10 protein-coding genes are annotated in these 17,851 nt (G+C 39.4%); 9 read left to right on the top strand and 1 reads right to left on the bottom strand.

Annotated features, from left to right (window positions below; translation table 11 throughout):
* Positions 1-15: 15 nt before the first annotated feature.
* Both ACNOGP_RS04320 and ACNOGP_RS04325 read left to right on the top strand, forming a co-directional pair.
* Positions 16-2,310: a GH92 family glycosyl hydrolase gene (locus tag ACNOGP_RS04320; protein WP_418214734.1), complete on the top strand. Its 2,295-nt coding sequence runs from the start codon at positions 16-18 to the stop codon at positions 2,308-2,310.
* A gap of 47 nt (positions 2,311-2,357) precedes the next feature.
* Positions 2,358-3,776, top strand: a complete 1,419-nt coding sequence (locus ACNOGP_RS04325; protein ID WP_418214735.1) for a glycoside hydrolase family 125 protein — start codon at positions 2,358-2,360, stop codon at positions 3,774-3,776.
* A 181-nt stretch (positions 3,777-3,957) separates the two neighbouring features.
* Here ACNOGP_RS04325 and ACNOGP_RS04330 read toward each other — a convergent pair whose 3' ends face one another.
* Positions 3,958-5,217: an ISAs1 family transposase gene (locus ACNOGP_RS04330; RefSeq protein WP_272719525.1), complete on the bottom strand. Its 1,260-nt coding sequence runs from the start codon at positions 5,215-5,217 to the stop codon at positions 3,958-3,960.
* A gap of 494 nt (positions 5,218-5,711) precedes the next feature.
* On the opposite strand from ACNOGP_RS04330, the gene ACNOGP_RS04335 reads away from it, so the two are divergent.
* From ACNOGP_RS04335 to ACNOGP_RS04365, 7 genes are all read left to right on the top strand, one after another.
* On the top strand, positions 5,712-7,382 hold the full coding sequence (locus ACNOGP_RS04335; RefSeq protein WP_418214160.1) for a DUF6377 domain-containing protein: 1,671 nt from the start codon (positions 5,712-5,714) through the stop codon (positions 7,380-7,382).
* A gap of 248 nt (positions 7,383-7,630) precedes the next feature.
* Complete coding sequence (locus tag ACNOGP_RS04340; RefSeq protein WP_418214161.1) at positions 7,631-10,567, top strand: SusC/RagA family TonB-linked outer membrane protein; 2,937 nt, start codon at positions 7,631-7,633, stop codon at positions 10,565-10,567.
* Positions 10,568-10,586: 19 nt separating this feature from the next.
* The gene (locus tag ACNOGP_RS04345; RefSeq protein ID WP_418214162.1) at positions 10,587-12,311 is read left to right on the top strand and encodes a RagB/SusD family nutrient uptake outer membrane protein; all 1,725 of its coding nucleotides are present in this window, start codon (positions 10,587-10,589) and stop codon (positions 12,309-12,311) included.
* Between the two features lie 39 nt (positions 12,312-12,350).
* Positions 12,351-14,003 (top strand): SusF/SusE family outer membrane protein, encoded by a 1,653-nt coding sequence (locus ACNOGP_RS04350; RefSeq protein ID WP_418214163.1) that lies wholly within the window; start codon positions 12,351-12,353, stop codon positions 14,001-14,003.
* A 144-nt stretch (positions 14,004-14,147) separates the two neighbouring features.
* Complete coding sequence (locus ACNOGP_RS04355; protein WP_418214164.1) at positions 14,148-15,419, top strand: alpha-galactosidase; 1,272 nt, start codon at positions 14,148-14,150, stop codon at positions 15,417-15,419.
* Positions 15,420-15,452: 33 nt separating this feature from the next.
* On the top strand, positions 15,453-15,857 hold the full coding sequence (locus tag ACNOGP_RS04360) for a CBM35 domain-containing protein (protein ID WP_418214165.1): 405 nt from the start codon (positions 15,453-15,455) through the stop codon (positions 15,855-15,857).
* Positions 15,854-17,848 (top strand): glycoside hydrolase family 97 protein, encoded by a 1,995-nt coding sequence (locus ACNOGP_RS04365; protein WP_287664902.1) that lies wholly within the window; start codon positions 15,854-15,856, stop codon positions 17,846-17,848. The genes ACNOGP_RS04360 and ACNOGP_RS04365 overlap by 4 nt, the downstream gene beginning before the upstream one ends.
* Positions 17,849-17,851 lie beyond the last annotated feature (3 nt).

Raw genomic sequence — 17,851 nt, forward strand, 5'->3', positions numbered from 1 at the left:
AAAGAAGAATATATGATGAGAAAAAAATATTTGTTGCTATTGGGTTTATGCTTTGTATATCTTGTTAATGTTAGTGCATTGATTACCGGCCCAGTGGGCTATGTTAGTCCGCTGGTTGGTACGCAGTCGAAGCACGCACTATCTACCGGAAATACTTACCCCGCCATTGCGCTACCCTGGGGAATGAACTTTTGGGTTCCGCAGACTGGTAAAATGGGCGATGGATGGGCCTATACGTATGACGCTGACAAGATCAGAGGATTCAAACAAACCCATCAGCCAAGTCCTTGGATTAATGATTACGGTCAATTTGCTATCATGCCGGTTACCGGTGAAGCAGTATTCAATCAGGACCAGCGTGCCAGTTGGTTCTCTCACAAAGCTGAAACGGCTACCCCTTATTACTATAAGGTATATCTCGCCGACCATGATATAGTGACGGAGATTGCTCCGACAGAGAGAGCGGCTGCTTTCCGTTTCACTTTCCCCGAAAACGACCACTCTTATGTAGTGGTAGACGCCTTCGATAAAGGCTCGTTTGTGAAAGTGATCCCTTCGGAGAACAAGATTATCGGCTATACTACTAAAAATAGCGGTGGTGTTCCTGCCAACTTTAAAAACTACTTTGTGCTGGTATTCGACAAACCGTTTACTTATACGGCTGCCGTAGCCAGTGGTGTGATTGACACCAACAAACTGGAAGTGACGGACAACCATGCCGGCGCACTGATCGGTTTCAAAACCCGCAAGGGCGAACAGGTGAATGTTCGTGTCGCTTCCTCTTTCATCAGCCCCGAACAGGCTGAACTGAACCTGAAAGAACTGGGTACGGACAACGTTGAACAGATTGCTGCGAAAGGCCGCAAGGTATGGAACGACGTACTGGGACGCATCGAAGTGAAAGACGATGATATCGACCATTTGCGTACATTCTACTCCTGTCTGTATCGTTCGGTATTGTTCCCCAGAAGCTTCTATGAAATAGATGCCAAAGGAGACGTTATGCACTACAGCCCTTATAACGGTGAAGTACTTCCGGGCTATATGTTTACCGACACCGGTTTCTGGGATACATTCCGTTGTCTTTTCCCATTCCTCAACCTGATGTATCCATCCATGAATACGAAGATGCAGGAAGGATTGGTGAACACTTATAAAGAAAGCGGGTTCCTGCCGGAATGGGCGAGCCCCGGTCATAGAGGTTGTATGGTTGGAAACAACTCCGCTTCCATAGTTGCCGACGCTTACCTGAAAGGATTGAAAGGATACGACATCGAAACCCTGTGGGAAGCCGTGAAACATGGAGCAAACGCAGTGCATCCGAAAGTGGGTTCTACCGGACGTCTGGGATATGAATATTATAATAAACTGGGTTATGTGCCTTATAATGTAGGTATTAACGAGAATGCAGCCCGCACACTGGAGTATGCTTATGATGACTGGTGTATCTACCAACTCGGCAAAGCCTTGAAGAAACCGAAAAAAGAGATTGAAATCTTCGCAAAGAGAGCGATGAACTATAAGAATCTGTATGACCCCGAACACAAACTGATGCGTGGCAAGAATGAAGACGGCACCTTCCAGTCTCCGTTCAACCCGTTGAAATGGGGAGACGCCTTTACGGAAGGTAATAGCTGGCATTACACCTGGTCGGTATTCCACGATCCTCAAGGTCTGATCGACCTGATGGGTGGTAAAGACGGCTTCAACCAGATGATGGATTCCGTATTTATTCTGCCTCCGATATTCGATGAGAGCTATTACAGAGCCGTTATCCATGAAATCCGTGAAATGCAGATTATGAACATGGGCAACTATGCACATGGCAACCAGCCGATCCAGCATATGCTTTATATGTACAACTATTCCGGTCAACCCTGGAAAGCGCAGCACTGGATTCGTGAAGTAATGGATAAACTCTATACTCCTGCTCCCGACGGTTATTGCGGTGATGAGGACAACGGCCAGACTTCTGCCTGGTATGTATTCTCGGCAATGGGATTCTATCCGGTATGCCCCGGTACGGATGAGTATGTCTTGGGTACTCCTTACTTCAAAGAGATGAAACTGCATCTGGAAAACGGAAAGACAGTAACCATTTCCGCCCCAAATAACGGAGATGACAAGCGCTACATTTCATCAATGACGCTGAACGGTAAGGAACACACCAAAAACTACCTGACCCATCAGGACCTGATGAATGGCGCCACCATTTCTTTCAAGATGGATGCCAAACCCAATCAGCAACGTGGTACGAAAGAGGCCGATTTCCCTTATTCTTTCTCTAATGAATTCAAAAAGAAGAAGTAATCATGAAAAAACAAATCAAATATATCAGTGCAGGTATGCTGGCGGGTATGCTTCTCTGCGGTGGCCAGCTACAAGCCTCCAACCGTATGACGGAAATGCATGTATGTCTGGCAGATGCCATTCAGAAAGATAACCGTCCTGAAATATCCAACCGCCTATTCCGTTCGAATGCAGTGGAAAAGGAGATTCTCCGTGTACAGAAGCTTCTGAAGAATGCGAAGCTGGCATGGATGTTTGCCAACTGTTTCCCGAATACCCTGGATACTACCGTACATTTCCGTAAGGGAAGTGATGGCAAACCGGATACGTTCGTATATACGGGGGATATTCATGCCATGTGGCTGCGCGACTCCGGTGCACAGGTATGGCCTTATGTGCAACTGGCTAATTCGGACCCCGAACTGAAAGAAATGCTGGCAGGAGTGATCCTCCGCCAGTTTAAATGTATCAATATCGACCCGTATGCAAATGCGTTTAATGACGGCGCCATTCCTAACGGTCACTGGATGAGCGACCTTACGGATATGAAACCGGAATTGCACGAACGTAAATGGGAAATCGACTCCCTGTGCTATCCGTTGCGTCTGGCTTACCACTACTGGAAGACTACCGGAGATGCAAGCATATTCAACGAAGAATGGATTCAGGCAATCGCTAACGTATTGAAAACCTTCAAGGAACAGCAACGTAAAGAAGGAGTAGGCCCTTATAAATTCCAGCGTAAAACAGAACGTGCACTGGATACTGTGAGCAATGACGGCCTTGGAGCACCGGTGAAACCTGTCGGTTTGATTGTTTCCAGCTTCCGTCCTTCGGACGATGCCACCACTCTTCAATTTCTGGTTCCTTCCAATTTCTTTGCAGTGTCTTCTTTGCGTAAGGCTGCCGAGATTCTGGAGAAAGTAAATAAGAAAACAGCCTTGTCTAAAGAATGTAAAGATTTGGCGCAGGAAGTAGAAACAGCTTTGAAGAAATACGCGGTATATAATCATCCTAAATATGGTAAAATCTATGCCTTCGAGGTAGACGGCTTTGGAAATCATTACCTGATGGACGATGCTAACGTGCCGAGCCTGCTTGCAATGCCTTATCTGGGCGATGTGAATGTGAACGATCCGATTTATCAGAACACCCGTCGCTTTGTATGGAGCGAAGACAATCCTTACTTCTTTAAAGGCAAGGTAGGTGAAGGAATCGGCGGACCGCACATCGGTTATGACATGGTGTGGCCGATGAGTATTATGATGAAAGCCTTTACCAGTCAGAATGATGCCGAAATCAAGACCTGTATCAAGATGCTGATGGATACGGATGCCGACACAGGCTTTATGCACGAATCTTTCCATAAGGATAATCCGAAGAAATTTACCCGTGCATGGTTCGCTTGGCAGAATACTCTTTTCGGTGAGCTGATTTTGAAGTTGATTAATGAAGGAAAGACAGATTTATTGAATAGTATACAATAATATTCTTCCAATTTTTCTCCTAAATACAAGTCAATACTAATATTGAAGATCACAATACACGGCTTTTTCATTTAAGCTTTGATCTAGGGATATAATCTCCCTACCCATGCCAGTGCGGCATGGGAGCTAATCCAGTTGTTGATAATCAATAATTTACAAATATATCAAATCTGAATTTTTCTCATTTTTGAGCCAGAAAATGTAACACCTTAGTGAAGCTTACCGATAGTTCCCTTGTTATCTCAGCCGTACCTTTTCGCTTATCTGATATTTTTTTCCTTCTGTTCTTCCAAACAGCAATCAGTGCCAATACCATCCTTTGAATTGTGTCGAGGTTTCCAGCCGCCCGTTCAGCCTTACGCTTTATGCTGTCCTGCCGAAGGTTTCGGTCAAGATCCCAGTGCATGCTTTCAATAGCCCAATGCTGTTTGGTTATCTGACTAAGCCGCCCTGCACTGCTATCCAGGCTTGAAATGTACAGTCGCTGTTCAGATGTAGTCTTGCCATCAGACTTTTTCTCTGTAGATGTGAGTATTTCTATAACTGTCAAATTGCCATTCCATTTTTCTCTGTCGACAATCAGTTCTTCCCCACGGTATATACGGCATACCCTTGACTCAATCCTGCCGTGTTCCAAGTATGGACCTTCCTTGTAGATATCAGTTGGGGTGGTGGCTTTTATAGAGTCTTCAAGCCCATAGCGCAAAGATCTTTGATTCGCCTTGAGTTCGATCACGAAGTCGCCTCCTTTACCTCTAATCTTGTCTATTATCCCCTTTTGGCATGACATGGCATCTGCTGTGACGACACATCCTGACACGTCTAGTTTATCCAATAGTCGGGGCACGGATTTGATTTCATTACTTTTCTCTTTGCAAACATCAGTAGCCAAAGTAAAGCCCGAACGGAGTGAATATGCAGAGACGATATTAGGGTTGCGTCCGTTCTCGTACAAGGTACCTCGCATGGCCTTGCCATCAATACAAATGATGTCAGTTGCCGAAGCGGATATTTCCTTGCGGAAAACCTCTGCAAAAGCAGACATCCGGTCAGCCATCTTTTCATCGTCGATGCTTTGAAACACACGGCAGAGCGTAGTTTCTGAGGGTAACCCATACGGAAATAACCCTTTCGACTGCAGGCGTTTCAAGTGACGTTTGCCAAATTGAAGTATTTCAGCTCTGGTAATACACTTGCTGAGTCTGCCCAATATTACGAGCATGAGTATATCTTCAAGTTTGTGTTTGAAGTTTCCCCTGCTTGTTCTGCGGTATTCAGGGACTGAGGATACAAATTTTCTCAAATGAGTCATGATGCTGCCACGAAGACAGTCAAGGTGTTTCTTTTTTAGTAGTATTGTGTATAAAAAGTTGTATATCAATGAAATAAATCGTATTTTTGCTATCGCAAAAACAAAGGCGGAAGACAATATTAACACCATATCTTATTGAATTCCGCCTACAAAAAAAATAAAAATGAATGATAAGAAGAAACACCTAAGGCGGTGCTTCCGCATCGCTGCGCACGAATATAAGGAATTTTACTGCAATAACAAGCGATGAACAATATTTCTTAAATGAAAAAGCCGTGTGCCATAATGGAAAATATTCCACCAAAAGGTGTGACTTGTTCAGATTTTATTTGTACTTTAGCCATGCCTGATGAAGATTTGTTTGATTTTTATTTTGCAACACTAAGTTAAGTGAATCTTCTGACATGGCAAAATACTGGGTAATACATTATTACTCAGTATTTTAATTTATATGATTTTAAAAGTGTTGCGGAATTAAGGATAATACTCATTTATGTACCAAAGCAATGCTTGGCGTTTTTTTTAAATACTATCCTCCTAATTAGCGTATATATCTGAATTTGTATAATTTTGCAATATCCTTATTTATTAATCTGTTAACCATTTCCCTAAAAAATATTTATATGGATGCATATTCTATTTTAGATTTACTACATGGTCAAGTTGTTAAGTCTGCTTTATTAAGTGTGATATTTAGTTTTGTTATTATGCCAGTTGCTGCAGTAACGCCTATACAAATAGATTCGGTATTGTCTATACTTGATACTGAAATAGACAATCGCCACAGTTACATTATGGCAAAAGAAAAGCAGTTGATTTTGCTTAAAAATAAATTGGCTAATCTACCGATTGGAGAATCACGTTTTGATTTATGTAGCATTCTGTATAACGAATATCGAAATTATCAGTTTGATTCAGTGTATGTCTATGCTGATAAGATGTATGATATTGCTGTTAAAAACAACAATCAGTCAGAACTCGTTCTTGCATATATAGCTCTTCTTGATTGTTACACTTCGGTGGGTTTCTTCAAGGAAGCCGCTGAGGTGGATAAGTTGATAAAGGTTGCCGATATTCCCAAAGCAGTTTTACCACACTATTATATTTTAAAAGCACGTATGTTTCAAAATTTGGAGTCGTATGTAGGTCGTAAATCTAAGTTGGGAGAGCGTTACGCTCATTCAAGGGAAGCATGTTATGATAATATCTTATCTTTGACTCCTATTGGTAGTTATGAGCATGATTATGCGGCTATTGAGAAAAAGCTGATATGGGATTATCTGCCGAGAGAAGCTATTGACGGGCACAGCCGACTACTTACGGTTCATCATTTGAATGATCATGAAAAGGCAATCAACTATTCTATATTGAGTAATACATATAAAGGCGTGGAGCAAGTAGATTCTGCAATATATTTTGCAGCTCTTGCAGTTATTTATGATATTCGTTCGTTAACTAGGGAAAATACGGCAGCTAAAGACCTTGCTATATTAATGCAACAACGTGGTGACCTTAGTCGAGCAAGTCGATATATTCATTTAGCCCTTGATGATGCTAAAACCTACAATTCACGAATTCGCCAGATTGAGGTCAATTCTGTACTTCCATCAATAGAAAATGCACGTTATATATGGCTCCATAATACAAAAACCGTGTTAATATATGCTATTTCATTATTTGGGTTGTTACTTCTTCTTCTGTTTTTAATGTATGCCAAGATTAGGAAACGTAATAGAAGTTTATGTGAGTCGAATGCGGCTATTCGTAGTAAGACAGAAGAACTCGACAAATCAAATGAACAACTTTCTGAGCTGAACTTGAAACTGAAAGAAGTGAATGAAATAAAGGATCGTTACATTATTGAATCTATCAAGGCCAATCAATATGTAAACGAGGTTGCTGAAATGAGTAAGACTGCCATACATAAGTTAAATGATAAGAAGTATGATGAAGTTAAATATTTATTATATGATATGGGAGTTAAAAAGGAATGGCAGCGGTTGTTTTCAGCTTTTGATAAAGCTTTTATGAAATTGTTTCCTAACTTTGTCGATGAATACAATAAGTTATTTCCAAAAGAATATCAGGTTAGTATTGATAGTTCTGGAGAATTGTCTACTGAAATAAGAATTTTTGCCCTGATGCGTGTTGGTATTAACAATCCGACGGATGTGGCTAAATATCTTAATTTGTCTACCAATACGATATATGTGTATAAAGCCAAAACTAAAGCTAAAACACTTGTCCCTAAAGAGGAATTTGATGATTACATTATGGCAATTCCCAAAGAATAAGGAATAAAGTCAGATTATAATATTTTGGGAAAATCTTTATATGACCTTAATAATTTTATATCAGTAGAACAGATAATAAGATGAAAATCAACTTATTATCTGTTTTACTTTTCTTAATTATCAGTTTTGTATTTTTATCTTATATAATTGCATTCTATTTTTGTGATAGAATTATTAATCTTAATTAATTTAATATCATATCCATGAAAAATTCACTATCAAGATTTTTATTATTAACCTTATTGATTATGTCTAGTTGTACAACTATGTTGTTCGCTCAGACGATCAATGTTTCGGGGACAGTTGTGGATGCGGAGACCAATGAACCGCTCATTGGTGCGACTGTCAGATTAAAAGGTGTAGCCTCAAAAGGTTGCATTACGGATGTGGATGGCAACTTTTCTTTTACTGGGATTTTGCCTGAAGCAGTGTTGGAAGTCAGTTATGTCGGTTATAGAAATCAGACTATTTCAGTTAATGGCATGAAGAAACTCACTATTAAGTTATTATCGGACAGTGAACAGCTTAATGAAGTTGTGGTAATCGGTTATGGTACCATGGATAAAAAAGAATTGACTTCTTCAATTTCTCATATCAATGAGAAAGATTTTCTGAAATCTACTTCTCTTGATGTATCTATGATGATTCAAGGTAAAATACCAAGTGTATCAATTACTAATACCGGTGCAGCTGATCCTAACAATCAGGCTAGTATTCAGATTCGTGGTGTGTCGTCGAGAAGTGCGGGAACCGGTCCTCTGATTGTGATTGATGGAATTCCTGGTGGAAATCTTACGAATATCAACCCTAATGATATTGCTAGTTTTGACATACTTAAAGATGGTGCTGCAGCTGCTATTTATGGAACACGTGGTTCTAACGGGGTGATTCTTGTGACAACTAAAAAAGGAGTACGTGACGGACAAATACATACTTCTTATATGGGAACGATTTCAGCGAGTGTTGCAGATCATGAATTAGATATGCTTACTGCTAAACAATATCGAGCATTGCGTATTCCGGGTGGTTATGGTAATGATCTCGGTGGAAACGATGATTGGTTGGATGCTGTGACGAGAACGGGTTGGATGCATCAGCATACATTATCGCTTAGTGGTGGGAATGATAAAAATAATTACCGCATATCGATAGATTATCGTAAAGCTGATGGAGTTGATCTGTATTCGTCACGGGAGGAATATGGTGCGAGAGCAGGTATACAACAGACAACACGTAACGGATTATTTACTTTTACAGCCAATGTGGTTCCAAGGCTTATTAAGCGTAAAAATTCATCTTGGGATGTATTTCGTAATGCGTTAGAAATTAATCCCACGACTCCTATTATGGATGTAGATAATCCAGGACAATATACTGCAATTATGGGACAAGCTGCTGGATACAATCCTGTTGAGTTGATTAATCTTGAAGAGAACACTTCGGAAACGAAACTTTTAGATTATGATGCTACTGCTAAACTTAATTTATTACCTTTATTGTGGAAAGATTCTGAAAATGAGCATATTTTAAATACACAGATTACGTTTGCCGGACACGAGTCATCGAATTTTGATTCTTGGTTTCGTCCTTCTACTTCTACATTAGCAATAGGTCAGGGATATTCTGGTGAGGGGTCTCGTAAATATGCAAAACAGTCTCAACGTATTCTAGAATGGCTTACTAATTATAATGGCTCATTTTGCGGACATAATGTAAAAGCCATGTTTGGTTACTCTTATCAGTATATAAAAGATCAGAATCTCTCAGGTGAGAATAAAGATTTTATAAATGATGGTATCGGTTCCAATAATCTTGGCACTGGTGATTGGGATAAGGAGGAAGGTCATGTGGGAGTAGGTTCATGGGCTGAAGATTCTAAGTTGATAGCCTTCTTTGGCCGTGTTAGCTATGATTGGAAGGGTCGTTATTTGTTAACTGCTTCACTACGGCATGAAGGTTCTTCAAAATTTGGTAAGGACCATAAATGGGGAAATTTCTCTGCTGTTTCGGCCGGATGGCGCATATCGGAAGAATCATTCATGCAGAATATTAATTGGGTTAATGAACTGAAAATTCGTGGTGATTATGGTGAAACAGGTAATCAGGATTTTGGTAACTATAGGTCACTCAGTACTATGTCGAGTTTTGGTTACTACTATTATAACGGACAATGGTTACAAGTGTGGGGACCTGGTAAAAATGTGAATAATGACTTACACTGGGAAAAGGCAAAAAACTGGAATATTGGTATTGATTTTTCGCTATTAAACAATCGTATTTCCGGATCTTTCAATTATTATAATCGTAAACAGCAGGATCTTTTGGGAGACTATAATGTCCCTGTCCCGCCATATCTGCATTCTACAACTTTTGTTAATGTGGGAACAATGAAAAATTCAGGATTTGAGTTTGAACTTCATGTAAGTGCGATACAATTGAAAGATTTTGATTATTCTATTGATGTTGTAGGAGCTACGATGAACAATAAGTTTGTTGATTTCAGTAACTCCGATTATGTAGGACAGGATTATTATGATATGGTTGAGACTTCCGATCCATATCCACTCTATACTTTACAACGTATTTCTGCAGGTGAACGCATAGGTAACTTTTATATGTGGAAGTATGCTGGTATTGATAAAAACGGTAATTTTATGATTTATGATCGGGAAGGTAATATAAAACCTGCCGCTAATGGAACAAATGATGACAAACAAATTGTTGGTAATGGACTTCCAAAGTTTACCGCATCGATGACACACAATTTTCATTGGCGTAATTGGGACCTTTCCATTTTCTTTCGTGGTGCATTTGGTTATGATATTTTCAATATACATGATTTTTATTATGGTACTCAAAGTTTTACAGGAAATGTCTTACAAAAAGCATATACAAAAAATGCAGAAATAAAAGGTAAAAATGTGGTGACTGACTATTATTTGGAAAAAGGAGATTATGTGAAACTTGATATGCTTTCGTTAGGATATACATGGCCTGTCAAATCTCGTTTTCTTGAGTCTGTCAAATTTTCGTTTACTGCAAAGAATCTTGCCACTTTTACCCGTTACAGCGGGGTAGATCCTTCTTCTATACAAACTAATGGATTGACACCGGGAGCTACTGGTTCACGTACATATTATCCGAGTTGCCGTCAGTTTGTTCTTGGTGTGCAACTTGATTTCTAAACTTATAAAATTTAAAATCATGAAATCTAAAATATTGGCCATCATAGGCGGATGCGTTTTCACTGTCATTACAGCTGGATGCACAGATTTGAGTGAGACTGTATATAGTGATGTTATGAGTGATAATTACTATAATACTAAGACAGATGTTATACGGGCAGCTTTTCGTCCCTTTGAACATGCTTATTGGTCTATTCAATCAAATATTCCTCTTAACGAATTAACGGCAGACCAAATAATGACCTGTACTCGTGATGGGTGGTGGGACGATGCTGGACAATGGCGGGCTCTTCAATACCATGAGTTGACTCCTGAAAGTAAATATCTTGATATGGAATGGGATGGTTGTTACACAGGTATTATGCAAAGTAATTATATAATAGATGATCTCAATAGATTGGACCCATCTGATTTTGGCTTTTCCGAGCAGGAATTCAGTGACCTGAAAGCTCAGAATCGTGCTCTTCGAGCTTGGCTGTATCTGCGTTTACTTGATAAGTTTCGAAATGTTCCTCTCTATACTTCTTCTGATCCTAAAAGTGGATCTGGTGAACAAATCTCTTCTCAAAAGTTGTTTACTTTCATAGAAGATGAATTAAAAGAAATTCTGCATCTTATCAATGCTAAGTCGGGGCTTGGTGGTAATGGTAACGAACAAGGTCAATGGACCCAAGCCGGAGTTGCGGCATTATTGGTACGCTTGTATTTGAATGCCGAAGTATATATTGGAGAAGCACGTTGGACAGAGTGTATTACGTATGCCCAGAAAATAGTTGATGGAGAATATGGACTCTATCAGGTATCAGACCGTTGGGATGAAGTCTTTGATTGGAATAACGATATTTCTGATGAGGTTCTCTTTGCTTTTCCCAGTAGTCAGAATTATACTTTTTGGCTGTACAAGGGTGATACGTTTTGGTGGAGCGTCCCACAACAGATGGAATATTACGTTAATGATTCCAAAAGTGAAGGTGGTGATCATAACTGTAAATATGCCCTTACCCCAAGTTATGACCTGAATGGCGAACTTTACAGTTATAAACTTGGTAATACTGCCCAGAAATTTCGTAACTATCCTGAAGATGTAAGATTGAAACTTTATAAAAATCTTGGTAACAACAGACGTGAGGGGTTGTTTCTATTTGGCTCTATTCCTGTTGTGAAAGATGGAGTGAGGGGAAATATGACCTCCCCTGATGGCAGTTATGAATTATATATCCGTGATGCTGTTGGACAATTTAAAGGGTTACGTCCCAATCAATGGCCTATAAATAAGACTAGTAACCTTCGTTCAGGAGACCACCAATCCGGGTGGCATTACGTAAAGTATCCATTTTATAGTGATGATGAATCCGGTCAAATGGAATCGGATTTTGTAGAAATACGTCTTCCGGAAATCATATATGCTTTAGCAGAGTGTCATTTTCGTTTAGGGGAATTGTCGAAAGCTGGAGTGTTACTCAATTCTGTGCGTAAACGCAATTATCCCCAAGAGAGATGGAGTGATTATCTTTATGTTCCGGAAGGAAGTGTTACACTTGATGAACAGGAACTTTTGGATGAGTGGGGACGTGAGTTTCTTGGTGAAGGACGTCGTCGTATTGATTTAATTCGCTTCGGAAAATTCAATACAGGTTCATGGTGGGATAAGACGCCCGATGAAGATGATCATACAAAGATTTTTCCTATTCCACGTAAATCACTGGATACCAACCATAATCTTAAACAAAATCCCGGCTATTGATGCCATAGATTGATTTGAACTTTTAAACAATGAAATAAGATGAAGACAATATATAATTACCTATTACTGATAGTGGGCTTCTTCTTCACAGTGTTGTTGAATGGCTGTGATGCAGAAAAGGATCTAAAGATTGTTGAAACAGGTGATGCTTCACTCTATGAACAGATTTATATTCTTGGTTATGGAGCAGACAATAATTTTGATTCTAATTTGGCTGTTCCGATGGAAAAAACATCTAATCCGAATATATTTACTTATCAGCTAGAATTGCGTTATTACGGTGATAATAAACAATTTAAATTCTGTACTGCGCAAGGTGATTGGGATAAAATTTATTATATTATCCCTTCTTCAGGCGTGGTGAGTGGAAAATCTTATGCTTATGCTACATTTGGAGAGGATACACCTAATAATGCACGTCTTTGTTCAGAACTGACCGGAGATCTTGAAGATCATTTTTGGGGTATTCATGAAGGGGAGGATGGCATTTATGATATCACTATTAATGTGAAAGATATGACGGTAACTGTTGTATTAGTAAAGAAACTTGATGAAAAAGAGTTTGAACTAAATCAACTTTTTATTATTGGAGATGCTACTCCAGCTGCTTGGGATATTAATAACCCTTATCCAATGGAAAATATTTCGGCAAATGTGTTTCAGTATGAAGGACCGCTTAGACAGGGGGAGATGAAATGCCCTATTAATAATAGTGGAAAATATGAAGATGAGTTCCTTATGCCTGTTGTAGCAGGAACAATTATAAATAAATCGGGTGTTGCTGATGCGGCTGTGGAGTATGTACCTACCGGTAGTCCTGATAGTAAATGGAAAATTGAGATCTCCGGTAATTATAGAATTATAGTAGATGCTTCGAAGGGTAAAAAGAATATCACTATTACTGTGACTTGGCTTAGCGAAATTGAATTAGGGCCGGAACTTTATATACTTGGAAGTGCATCTGGTAAATGGTATTCAACTGATGGACTTTATATGGATTCATCTGACGGGAATATTTTTACATGGGAGGGAGAAATCCATTATAATACAGAAAACAAGCAATTTAAATTTTGTACAGCAAAAGGTGAATGGGATCAAGTTGATTTTCTTGTTCCGGAAAATGCTACTACCGATGGATATATTGAAGTCATACAGCCGGGAACCCATAAATTGCAACGTTGTTCACAAGGTGAAGGGACATTGAAAGATGCGTTTTTTGGAGTACCAGAAAACGGTAGTGCCGTATACAAAATTATAGTGGATGTTGAAGCCTTAACAGTTACGTTAGAAAAGGTTCGCGATCTTGACAACCAGTTATACATACAGGGGGTTGCAGGTAATTCTGGTACTGATTCAAATAATCCGGGAGTACAATTGCTATATGATGAGACATCCAAACGTTTTATTTGGGAAGGTGAACTCTATTATACTGAAACAGAAAGAAATCGTCAATTTAATTTCATTACATCTAAGGGAAATTGGGACCAAGTGGTTTTCCTTATACCGGAAAAAGGTGATAGCGACGAATATCGTGAGTTAGTAGAAGATAATGGTGTTTATAAGATGAAAAAAGTTCAGGGACCTGGCAACCCGTTGGCTGCATCATGGGGTGTTTCTCCAGAAAATAGTGGTAGATATCGCATTGAAGTTGATGTCGAAGGAATGACACTTTATGTATTTAAGATAGAGTAAATTTGTAATTATAATCATAAACTATTAAATTAAAATCATATGAATATTAGAGGTATATTTTTGTGTGGACTTGTTATTATTTCAATAGCGGTTAGTGCCCGTGATAGTAAATTTACAAGGCATGGAGCAGGTCCTCTTTATTGGATGGCGTACGAACAGTGTTATGTGACTGATAGTCCATTGGCTGAGGAACGTTATCAAAAATCCGTGGATTGGGTAGCCAAGAATTTTCTCTCCTATGGTTACGATATGGTGTGTACCGATGGTTGGATTGAAAGAGCACAAACTGTCAATGAAAATGGATATATAACGAAGTATAATGATACTTGGAGCCATGATTTTGCTTATTGGATTAATTATAATAAGAATAAAGGCCTAAAAACAGGGATCTATTACGATCCATTGTGGATGTCAAGAAAAGCTTATGAGAATAATTTGCCGGTGAAAGGTTCTGAAAAGACCACTCGTGATATTAAGGGGAATGTTAATTTTAATGATTATCTTTATTGGGTAGATGCAGATAAAGAGGGTGCTGAACAGTGGATTAAAGGTTATGTTCGTTATTTTATCGATCTTGGCTTTTCATTTCTTAGAATAGATTTTCTGAATCATTACGAAGATGCATATGGTACGGAACGTTATGTGAAGGCTCTTCGTTGGATTAAAGAAGAAGCGGGTGATGAAATTTTCATCTCTTTGGTAATGCCTAATTGTTTCGACCATGCCGCTAATGAAATTCCATACGGTGATCTTTTCCGTATTAGTGAAGATGTTTTCGGAGGGGGATGGGATTTTATCAGTAATCGTCGTCGTGGCATTCAACAGGACCGTTGGGCACAGTGGGGCAATGTTTTTGATGGCTTTGTTGGGTTTAGTGATGTAGCTGCCCGCGGACAAATCATGATGGATGGTGACTTTATTAGGTTAAATACTTGCGAGAGTGATACAGAACGTCAATTTTGGGTATCACTAATGGCTATTACCGGTTCGCCCATAGCTATTGCCGATCAGTATGATACAGCTAATGGATGTGAGCGTTTTTATCAAAATGAGGAGATTCTAGCACTTAATAAAATAGGATTTAGTGCACGTCCAATGTCGGGAAATCCATCAGAAATTGCAAGTTCAAAATGGGTGGGGCAATTGCCTAATGGTGAGTGGATTGTTGGATTATTCAATAGGGAGGAAGAAGCTTCAAATATGTCTATCAATTTTTTGCGTGATTTAGGAATTAAAGAGGGGAAAGTTAGTAATATACGTGATCTTTGGACTCATTCTGATTTAGGTGCTTTTGAAGGCGTTTATAAAGTTAACGTACCTGCACATGGATGTCGTATTCTCCGTATCACATCTTCATGCAAACGTTATCAGGCTGAAGTTGCTGCTCTGCGTGGCAGTGTGAAAGTCCAAAAGTGATAACTGATTATTAATTTGTAAGAAATGACTGAAATGAAGAAAATTATATTTTCCTTTTTTATAGCGATGGCAGTACTAATGTCTTGCAAAAATGATTGGACAATCGACGATGCGGATTTGCCACCGATAGCAGAGAATTCTGACGGGTTTGGTTATGTAGGTAGTTTTACAGGTGAAGGAGCTTCTGTTCTTTTTTCTGTTGAGGTACCTGTGACTAGTGAGTATACTATTATTGTGAGAGGACGTGCTTCCTCCGATATTCCGGGTACTGGTGTTTTTAAGGTAAACGGAGATGAGAAGCAGATTTCTTTTGACGAACAATATGTTTGGAAAGATCAGACTGTGACTGTAAGGCTTAACCAGGGCGTGAATTATGTTGATGTCTGTAAGGGTAGTGGCAATGGTATGTTCTTTATTGATTATATCGAACTGAAATGATACAGAAAATTTTTATTAGTTGCTTCTTTGTATTATATTCAAGCATATTGATGATGGGTAGTACTACTCATCATATAACATCTCCTGACGGGCATATAGTGGTGACGTTTGAGGTTTCTAAAAAAGGAGACATCTTTTATCGGGTTGTTCGTGGTGGAGAAGTAGTGTTATCACAATCGAGATTGGGCTTGAAGCTAAAAGATGTTCCTGATATGATTACAGGATTTTCTGTTGCTAATATTCGGCATAATACTGTTTCGGAATCGTGGAATCCAATATGGGGTGAAGAATCGGTAATTGAAAATAATTATAATGAGATGGCGATTGATCTCATGCAGGAGAAAATAGCTCCAGGTCGTGAGATTAGTATTGTATTTCGTGTGTTTAATGATGGTATTGGATTTCGTTATGAATTTCCGCGTCAGGCACAATTGGGAGACTTTGTAATCATGGATGAACTTACTGAGTTTGCTTTTACAGATAACCATACAAGTTGGTCACTTCCAGTAGAAGGGATACGTTTTTATGAAGGTCTATTTCGTGAACTTCCTATAGATAAGATGGGTTGGGCTAGTACTCCGGTCACTATGCGCACTGATAAAGGATTACATTTAGCACTTCATGAAGCTAATTTGACAGATTTTGCAGCCATGAATGTACGAGCTACACCAGGAAGTAATATACTTCGTGCTGCGCTTACACCCTGGAGTAGTGGTGAGAAGGTGTTTGTTACTGGGGTGCGAGTAAGTCCGTGGCGTACACTGATAGTCACTGACAATGCCAGTGAGATGATGCTTTCACGTCTCATGCTTAATTTGAATGAGCCTTGTCGGATAATGGATACTTCGTGGATAAAACCGCAGCGCTATATTGGTGTTTGGTGGTGTTATCACATGAAAACTCACACGTGGCACGATGGACCACAGCACGGAGCCACAACAGAAAATACTATTCGCTATATGGATTTTGCTGCTGAGAATAATTTTGGTGGAGTATTGGTGGAAGGTTGGAATCCTGATTGGAAGTCATGGAATTTTGATTATGTACATCCGTATAAGGATTTTGATATTACACACGTTAATAATTATGGGCGTAGTAAAGGAGTTGTACTTATCGGTCATCATGAAACGGGCGGACGCATTGCTAATTATGAAAGGCAAATGGAAGACGGATTTAAACTTTATCGGCAAAATGGTATGCACTATGTCAAAACTGGTTATGTTGGAGATCTACTAGACAATAAAGAATACCATAGTAGTCAGTTTGGGGTAAGGCATTACCGTAAAGTGATTGAGACTGCCGCCAAATATCAGATTGCCATTGACAATCATGAGCCTGTCATTCCTACAGGGTTGCAACGTACTTGGCCAAACTTAATGACCCAAGAAGGAGTACGTGGACAAGAGTGGAATGCTTGGAATGAAGAAGGGGGTAATCCTCCGGAACATACAGTGACTTTACCATTCACACGGGGATTGGCTGGCCCTATGGATTTTACTCCGGTTATATTCAATTTTGAGAATGACGTAATGCCACAAACACATCCCAATACAACACTTGCCAAGCAACTGGCATTGTTTGTGATTCTCTATTCACCGCTTCAAATGGCTGCTGATATGATTGAAAATTACGAAAATAATCCCGGACCATTCCAGTTTGTTTGTGATTGTCCTACCGATTGGGATAAAACGATTTATCCGGAAGCTGAGATTGGGAAGTATATAACTGTTGCCCGTAAAAGTAAAGGGCATAATTCGTGGTATTTGGCTACCGCTACTGGTACAGAGGCCCGTACAGCTAATATCAGTCTTTCTTTTCTAGATACTAATAGTCAATATAAGGCTATTATTTACCGTGATGGCTGCAATGCTGATTGGGAGAAGAATCCTTATCCGGTAGAAATTGAGACCCGTAAAGTAACTGCTAATACGATTCTTTCAATTCCTGTTGCTCGTGGCGGTGGTGCTGTTGTGAAATTATTTAAAATATAATCT

Origin of the sequence: Bacteroides difficilis (assembly GCF_048319815.1) — a bacterium.
Taxonomy (GTDB): Bacteria; Bacteroidota; Bacteroidia; order Bacteroidales; family Bacteroidaceae; genus Bacteroides; species Bacteroides zhangwenhongii.

Bases quoted from the DNA above. Each gene is read 5' to 3' on its own strand.
- ACNOGP_RS04320 (WP_418214734.1), top strand. From the start codon at position 16: ATGAGAAAAAAATATTTGTTGCTATTGGGTTTATGCTTTGTATATCTT.
- ACNOGP_RS04325 (WP_418214735.1), top strand. From the start codon at position 2,358: ATGCTTCTCTGCGGTGGCCAGCTACAAGCCTCCAACCGTATGACGGAA.
- ACNOGP_RS04330 (WP_272719525.1), bottom strand. From the start codon at position 5,217: ATGGTGTTAATATTGTCTTCCGCCTTTGTTTTTGCGATAGCAAAAATA.
- ACNOGP_RS04335 (WP_418214160.1), top strand. From the start codon at position 5,712: ATGGATGCATATTCTATTTTAGATTTACTACATGGTCAAGTTGTTAAG.
- ACNOGP_RS04340 (WP_418214161.1), top strand. From the start codon at position 7,631: ATGTCTAGTTGTACAACTATGTTGTTCGCTCAGACGATCAATGTTTCG.
- ACNOGP_RS04345 (WP_418214162.1), top strand. From the start codon at position 10,587: ATGAAATCTAAAATATTGGCCATCATAGGCGGATGCGTTTTCACTGTC.
- ACNOGP_RS04350 (WP_418214163.1), top strand. From the start codon at position 12,351: ATGAAGACAATATATAATTACCTATTACTGATAGTGGGCTTCTTCTTC.
- ACNOGP_RS04355 (WP_418214164.1), top strand. From the start codon at position 14,148: ATGGCGTACGAACAGTGTTATGTGACTGATAGTCCATTGGCTGAGGAA.
- ACNOGP_RS04360 (WP_418214165.1), top strand. From the start codon at position 15,453: ATGAAGAAAATTATATTTTCCTTTTTTATAGCGATGGCAGTACTAATG.
- ACNOGP_RS04365 (WP_287664902.1), top strand. From the start codon at position 15,854: ATGATACAGAAAATTTTTATTAGTTGCTTCTTTGTATTATATTCAAGC.